The 6,993-nt window shown below is 42.3% G+C and carries 5 protein-coding genes; 4 read left to right on the top strand and 1 reads right to left on the bottom strand.

The annotated features are described in order from the left end of the window. Positions 1-301: 301 nt before the first annotated feature. Positions 302-562 (bottom strand): tetrahydrofolate synthase, encoded by a 261-nt coding sequence (locus tag HMPREF9420_RS13845; protein WP_147625594.1) that lies wholly within the window; start codon positions 560-562, stop codon positions 302-304. 238 nt (positions 563-800) lie between these two features. Between HMPREF9420_RS13845 and gyrA the strand changes: the two genes are divergently transcribed. The 4 genes from gyrA to HMPREF9420_RS03385 all read left to right on the top strand — a co-directional run bounded on the left by gyrA (position 801) and on the right by HMPREF9420_RS03385 (position 6,989). Next, positions 801-3,404, top strand: coding sequence for a DNA gyrase subunit A (gyrA, locus tag HMPREF9420_RS03400; protein WP_007134034.1), 2,604 nt, complete (start codon positions 801-803; stop codon positions 3,402-3,404). A gap of 25 nt (positions 3,405-3,429) precedes the next feature. Continuing rightward, positions 3,430-4,653: a tetratricopeptide repeat protein gene (locus HMPREF9420_RS03395; protein WP_044079062.1), complete on the top strand. Its 1,224-nt coding sequence runs from the start codon at positions 3,430-3,432 to the stop codon at positions 4,651-4,653. Positions 4,654-4,722: 69 nt separating this feature from the next. After that, positions 4,723-5,799, top strand: a complete 1,077-nt coding sequence (locus HMPREF9420_RS03390; RefSeq protein ID WP_007134032.1) for a tetratricopeptide repeat protein — start codon at positions 4,723-4,725, stop codon at positions 5,797-5,799. Beyond that, entirely contained in the window at positions 5,796-6,989 is a 1,194-nt protein-coding gene (locus tag HMPREF9420_RS03385) for a tetratricopeptide repeat protein (protein WP_007134031.1), read from the top strand. The genes HMPREF9420_RS03390 and HMPREF9420_RS03385 overlap by 4 nt, the downstream gene beginning before the upstream one ends. Positions 6,990-6,993 lie beyond the last annotated feature (4 nt).

Genomic DNA, 6,993 nt, shown 5'->3' with positions numbered 1-6,993 from the left:
GTGGTTATAACATTCGTCATGGTGGATTCATTCATGGAAGTGCTGGCATAATATCTACGGCGTTGCGCTTTTTTAATTTCATCTATTGTCAAAAGGAAGAGCGGCGCAAAGGAAGTTCATGAGAGAGACGAACCCCATAGGGGTTCTGCTTTTGATAGCCCAGGGTTGCCAAACGATAGTGCAGGCTACCCTGGGTTAGGGTATGGTTTGTGGAGAACAACGCCGTAGGTGTTGCGCTTTTTTGATTAATCCACCATGAATCCTCTCGCTATAATCATGTTTTCTCAAAAAAGCTCAACACCTATGGCGTTGAATCTCCTTGCGAACGCTTACCCAGGGTAGGCTCGTTCCTCGCCAACCCTGGGCTATCAAAAGAACAACACCTACGGCGTTGCATCGTTGCAACATTCGCAATTATGGATTCATTCATGGAAACGCCGACATAATATCTACGGCGTTGTATCGTTGCAACATTCGCAATTATGGATTCACTCATGGAAATGCCGATATAATATCTATGGCATTGCATGGTTGTAACATTCACCATGGTGGATTCATTCATGGTTTTTAATTTCTTCTGCTGAAATTCTGGACACAAATTGCGAATTTCTTTCGTCAATAAATCGTAATTTATTCGATTTTAAGGCTTCAGTCGACTTGGTTATCAAAAAAAAGTAGTAAATTAGCACCCTTGAAAAAAGGTAGAAAATCGCTTAGAACGAAAATAAACACCCTTTGAGGCATTTTTGTTTTACTTTCGTTTTATAGCAAACAGCTAATAATAACGATCAATTACATCAATGGACGAAAATCAAACAATTGACAATGACAGGATTTTAAGAATCAACATTGAGGAAGAAATGAAGTCCTCTTACATCGATTATTCGATGTCAGTTATCGTGGCTCGTGCGCTTCCAGATGTTAGAGATGGTTTTAAGCCTGTGCATCGTCGTATTCTTTATGGTATGCTGGGAATCGGCAATACCAGTGATAAACCTTATAAGAAGTGTGCACGCGTTGTAGGTGAGGTGTTGGGTAAATACCATCCTCACGGCGATTCATCAGTGTATGGTGCGCTTGTTCGCATGGGGCAGGACTGGAATATGCGTTATACACTTGTTGACGGTCAGGGAAACTTCGGTTCAATCGACGGCGACTCACCAGCTGCCATGCGTTATACGGAGTGTCGACTCAGCAAGATGGGTGAGCACATCATGGACGACCTGGAGAAAGATACCGTAGACATGACGAACAACTTCGATGATACCCTTGTCGAACCGAGCGTCATGCCGACAAAGATTCCGAATCTTCTTGTAAACGGCGGTAATGGTATTGCCGTTGGTATGGCTACGAATATGCCGACACACAACCTTAGCGAAGTTATTGAAGGATGTTGTGCTTATATTGACAATCCCGACATAGACCTTGATGGCTTGATGCAGTATATCAAGGCCCCAGACTTCCCAACGGGTGCCTATATTTATGGCATACAGGGTGTGCGCCAGGCTTATGAGACCGGTAGAGGGCGTATCGTGATGCGTGCTAAAGCCGAAATCGAAAGCGGCGAAAGCCATGACAAGATTGTTGTAACAGAGATTCCTTATGGGGTTAACAAGCAATTGTTGATTGAAAACATTGCAGACCTGGTGAAAGAAGGTCGCATTGATGGCATCAGCAATGCCAATGATGAGTCTGGCCGGCAGGGAATGCGTATTGTGATAGATGTTAAGCGTGATGCAAATGCAAATGTAATCTTGAACAAACTCTTCAAGATGACCGCTTTGCAAAGCTCTTTCTCTGTAAACAACATCGCGCTTGTAAAAGGTCGTCCACGGCTATTGAGCCTGAAAGAATGTGTGAAATATTTCGTTGAACATCGTCATGATGTGACTATTCGACGCACAAAATACGATTTGAAGAAGGCGCAAGAGCGTGCTCATATCCTTGAAGGCTTGATTATCGCTTGTGATAACATCGATGAGGTTGTACACATTATTCGAGCAAGTAAGACTCCTGCCGATGCACAACGCAACTTGGAACAGCGCTTCAATCTTGACGAGTTGCAGAGTAAGGCCATTGTAGATATGCGTTTGAGTCAGCTGACCGGACTGCGTATGGACCAATTGCATGCAGAGTATGAAGAGTTGGAACGTCAGATTGCTTACTTGCAACAGATTCTTGATGACCCAGAACTTTGCAAGAAGGTGATGAAGGATGAGCTTAACGAAGTAAAAGAGAAATATGGTGACGAGCGTCGCACAGAAATCAAATATTCAAGCGAAGAGTTCAATCCCGAAGATTTCTATCCAAATGATCCAGTGGTAATCACTGTGAGTCACATGGGATATATCAAGCGCACGCCGCTGAGTGAGTTCCGCGAACAAGCTCGAGGTGGAGTGGGAGCAAAGGCTGCACGTCACCGCGAACAAGACTTCACGGAGTTTATTTATCCTGCAACAATGCATCAAACGATGCTCTTCTTTACGAAGAAAGGACGCTGTTATTGGCTCAAGTGCTTTGAAATTCCTGAGGGAGATCGCAATAGTAAGGGCCGAGCAATACAGAATATGCTCAACATTGAGAGCGATGATGCCATCAATGCAATACTTCGTTTGACCACATTAACAGACGAATCATTTAATAATTCTCATTATGTTATCTTTGCAACCAAGAACGGAACAGTGAAGAAAACAAGTCTCGAAGCTTACAGTAGACCACGTGCTAACGGCGTGATTGCTATCAATATTGTGGACGGAGATGAGGTGGTTGACGTGCGCTTGACTAACGGATCAAACGAACTTATCATGGCAAACCGCAACGGACGAGCTGTGAGATTCAATGAGAATACCATCCGAACCATGGGACGAACCGCTACAGGTGTTCGTGGCATGCGACTCGATGGAGGCGACGATGAAGTTGTAGGCATGGTGACAGTCAACGAAGCTGAGAGCGAAAGTGTTATGGTAGTCAGCGAGCAAGGCTATGGAAAACGTAGTCAGGTTGAAGACTATCGTGTCACAAACCGTGGCGGAAAAGGTGTTAAGACCTTAGCCATTACAGAAAAGACGGGCCGACTTGTGAGCATCAAGAACGTTACAGATGAAAACGATTTAATGATTATCAACAAGAGTGGAGTAGTGATTCGTTTGGCTGTTGCTGACGTTCGTGTGATGGGACGCGCTACACAAGGTGTTCGTTTGATAAATCTTGCAAAGAAAAATGATGTCATTGCCAGTGTTTGTAAAGTCATGAGTTCAGAACTTGAGGCTACTGTTGAAGAAGAAAGTCGTGCGCAATGGGCCAACAAGACAGAAGAAATAAAGAAAGATTCTTTGTCAGAAACCAACAGTGATGTCGAAGAAGAGCCACTCGTTGACTTCGAAGACGATGATAATGAAGAATGATAAACCTTTTAATAACAAACGTAATATGAAAAAGTTAATGATTGCAGCAATGATGCTGCTTACCACATCAGCAGCTTTTGCAGGTGACAGTGAGGCTTTAAAAGCCATACTTAAGGCAAAGACTTATGCTGAAGCACAAGAGTTGGTAAAGGCAAACCTCAACCAACTTGCTAATGATGCAGAGAAAGCAAAGGCTTATAATAAGCTTGTAGATCTTGCAATGGAGAAAGTATCTAAAGAGCAAGCGACCATCACCGCAAATCAGATGGCCAAGCAGTTTGGTCAAGGTAAGGAGACTGCTTATGACACTTTAGGTTTCAACAAAGCAGTTTATGATGCTATTAACGATGCAATTCTCTGTAACGAATACGACCAGAAGCCGAATGAAAAGGGCAAGGTGAAACCAAGATTCGAAAGCAACAATGCCAATCGTCTTTATGGTTTGCGTCCTAATTTGATTAACGCAGGACAGACTGCAGGCCAACAAAACAATCAGCCTGAAGCCTTGAAGTTCTTTGGAATGTATGTAGAAAGTGCAGAAAATCCATTGTTCAAGAGCATCGATAAGAGCAAAACTCCCGATACTTACTTAGGAGAAGTTGCACGCGTTGCTGGTGTTTACGCTTTCCAGGCAAAGGATATGGATCGCGCAAATAAGTATATTGATGTTGCAATGAAGGACACAGCTGCTTATAAAGACGCGCTAAACTTGAAGCTTTATATCATGCAACAGGGCCTAAAGACTAAGGAAGACTCTGTGAAGTATGTAAATACGCTGAGAGATCTCTATGCAAAGGATGCTAACAACGAGCAGATTTTCTCCAATCTTGTAACGCTTTGTGGTAGTCTGAAGATGACAAGTGAGCAGGATAAACTGTTAAATGACAAGCTCGCAGTAGACCCAACAAATGCCTTAGCATGGGCGTTGAAAGGCCAAATCGAGATGAATGCTAATAAGCCTGCAGAGGCTGTAGAGTGTTACAAGAAGTCAATTGCAAAGGATGGAAAGAATGTTATCGTTCTCACATACCTTGGATTCTGCCTCAATGCACAAGCTGCTAAAGACGGAGTAAGCAAAGCTGAGCAGCAGAAACTCTATAAAGAGAGTGAGGGTTACCTTGAGCAGGCACGCAGCCTTGACCCAAATCGTGAGAAGGCAAACTGGAGTTATCCTCTCTATGCCGTATATTACAGCCTCTATGGTGCAGCAGACAGCCGTACCAAAGAGATGGAAGCATTGAATAAATAATATTCTATTATAGGGGATAGTACATGGCTTTGGCTGTGTTACTATCCCTTTTTTCATCTGAAATAATATATGAAAGGTCGTATTCTCATCTCATTCCTTCTTGTTAGTTTTGTCTTCTCGTTCCAAGCTTATGGGCAAGATGCACGTAAAACGGCCAAGAAACTCAATGCCGGAATTGACAGAAAGCTTGATAGTTTGACTGCCATTAAATCTGATACGATTGCTTATTATAAAGCAATCAAGCATTTGATGCGAGATGCAGTGCTATGCGATCATTTTGATACAATGGCAGATAAGAAGGGAAGAAGCAATCCCCGTTATCGCTTTTTGAATCAAAAGCGGCTTTCACCTTTCCTCCCTTTACTTGTCGATGCAGGCATGTATGAATATGGTTTGCGTAAGAATGATGAGGCTATGCAGTATTTCAAACTCTATCTTGATTGTATAGATGGTCCTCTTTTCCATGGGAATGACAATAACCGAGGTTTAGTGGCTTATTATGTAAGCTTGCTTTCCTATGGAAAAGAGAACTATGCAGAAGCCGAACGCTATGCAGATGTCGCATTGAAAGATGCAAACTATGCTAAAGGTGCAGCCGAAATAAAGATTAATTGCATGAAGACTCATCTCTACACAGAGGTCGATTCAGCGAAATATATCACGGCCTTGACGTCGCTCTATGACATGGCACCAGCGAATGACATCTATTATAAGATGCTCATAGATTACTATTCTGGGCTGAAAGATAAGCAGCAACAGCTGGCTAAGTTTGCTGAAATGGATCTTCAAAAACATCCGAAGAATCGACGTGCATGGGTCTTGAAAGGAGACATCGAGATGCAAAAGAAGCGATGGGATGATGCTATCAGTAGTTTCAAACAGGCCATTGCTATCGACAGTAACTATGTGCAGGCGGTCTATAATATAGGAGTTTGCTACGTTTCTAAAGCCGAAGAGCTCCGTGATAGCTTGATGAATGGTCGGCGAAAACTTCCCAAGAAAGATAGAAATCAAGTGAAAGAACTCTATCAAACCGCACGCACTTGGTTGGTGCAGACCTCTGTTTTGGATGACAAACAACAGATTGTGGCGTGGAAAAGATTACTCAACGAAGTAGATAAAGTATTAGGATTACAAACAAAATGAAAAGATTTCTGATTCCGTTATTACTCTGTTTCCCAATGATTCTTTGGGGACAGAAGAAAACAATAACACAAGCAAAAGACTATATTAAGAGTGGAAAGAACCTCAATCAGGCTGAAAAACTTCTCACTGACTTGCTGAACGATTCGTCGTCTCGTAGTAATGAGAAGTTGTGGATACTGCTTTTTGAGGCTCAACGCAAACAATATGAACAGGGAAATGAAAAGCTTTATCTGAAAGAAAAGTATGATACAACGGCTTTATTCCTTGTTGGCAAACGAATGTTTGATACGCTTGAGGCCTTAGATTCACTGGACCGACAGCCCGATTCGCATGGAAGAGTAAAACTGAAACACCGCGCGCGCAGTGCAGAAGCCCTCAATCTAATCCGTCCAAACCTCTTTAATGGGGGGGCGTTCTTTATGAAGAAACAAGACTTTACACGTGCTTTCGACCTGTTTGATACCTATATCAACACGGCTTCAAAGCCAATGTTTGAACAATTACATTATGCACAACGCGATAAACGCTTGCCCGAGGCTGGTTATTGGGCTTCATATTGTGGCTATAAACTACAGAATCCGCAACTCACTTTGCGCCATACTTATTTGGCATTAAAGGATAGTTTGCATCTGCCTTATATGTTACAATATCTTGCCGATACTTATAAGCTCGAACAAGATACGGCTCGTTATGTGCAGACGCTAAAAGATGGCTTCCAAAGTTATCCGAAGTTTCCTTTCTTTTTTCCACGTTTGGTAGACTATTATAGACATAACGGCAGCTATAGTGAGGCCATGAAGACGTGTAATGAGGCGTTGAAGATAGATTCAACAAGCACTCTTTTCCGTTTTGCCAAGAGCTCTTTATTGTTGACAATGGGGCAATATAAAGAGTGTTTTGCTTTGAGTGAGCAACTGATAGCTGAAAACGATTCACTTGCTGATGCCTATTTAAATGCCGGTTTGGCGCTGTTTGATCAGGCAATAGAGTTGGATAAGAATAGAAAAACTGGTGGAAAGAAATACAATCAGGTGCATGATCTCTTTAAAAAAGCCTTACCTTATTTAGAGAAATATCGTGCATTGGCTCCTGATCAAAAGGAAAAATGGGCACTTCCTCTTTATACAATATATTTAAATTTGAATATGGGGAAGCAGTTTAATGAAATAGATAAGTTGATGAGAGGATAGAAAA

This window comes from Segatella salivae DSM 15606 (assembly GCF_000185845.1).
In the GTDB taxonomy this organism is placed as follows: domain Bacteria; phylum Bacteroidota; class Bacteroidia; order Bacteroidales; family Bacteroidaceae; genus Prevotella; species Prevotella salivae.
Note: the sequence above shows the minus strand (reverse complement) of the source record. Positions and strands in the feature narration are given on the sequence as shown.